The sequence below is a fragment of the Collinsella sp. HCP3S3_E5 genome, from assembly GCF_052067635.1.
Lineage (GTDB): Bacteria > Actinomycetota > Coriobacteriia > Coriobacteriales > Coriobacteriaceae > Collinsella.
In genome coordinates, this window is record NZ_JBQHQF010000063.1 from 1 (window position 1) to 637 (window position 637).

The window sequence follows — 637 nt, forward strand, 5'->3', positions numbered from 1 at the left end:
GTCCCAAGGGTACGGCTGTTCGCCGTTTAAAGCGGTACGCGAGCTGGGTTCAGAACGTCGTGAGACAGTTCGGTCCCTATCCTCCGTGGGCGCAGGAGAATCGATGGAGGCTGCCCCCAGTACGAGAGGACCGGGGTGGACGCACCTCCGGTGAACCGGTTGTCGACCAACGGCACGGCCGGGTAGCCGCGTGCGGCGCGGATAACCGCTGAAGGCATCTAAGCGGGAAGCCGTTCCAGGGATTAGTTCTCCTTCCGGTAAGGGCCCAGGTAGACTACCTGGTCGATAGACGGCAGGTGCAAGGGCGGCGACGCCCTCAGCCGAGCCGCACTAATCGCCCGAGCTCTTCCGGAACCGCACCTCGCGGCCCGCGGGACCCAGCGCTTGCGCGCGGTCCGGGCACGAGGATGCCCCCGAGTCACCTCCCCTATGCGCCATGCGGCCCCCAGGGCACGTGAGAGAGACACCGGACACCGAAGATACGGTGGGCGCCGCCCACCGGTCAGCGGCCAGAGCATGGGGGGCACGCCCGGTCCCGTTCCGAACCCGGAAGCTAAGCCCCATCGCGCCGAGAGTACTGCGGGGCCAGCCCGTGGGAGGCCAGGGCGCCGCTGACCGGTGGACGGCACCGAGCCGT

At 68.6% G+C, this 637-nt stretch carries 2 rRNA genes; both read left to right on the plus strand.

The window, feature by feature from the left end:
* Positions 1–355: ribosomal RNA gene (locus ACTM82_RS08990) — 23S ribosomal RNA — on the plus strand; the annotation flags it as partial.
* Between the two features lie 146 nt (positions 356–501).
* Positions 502–617: ribosomal RNA gene (gene rrf / locus ACTM82_RS08995) — 5S ribosomal RNA — on the plus strand.
* The last annotated feature ends 20 nt before the right edge of the window (positions 618–637 follow it).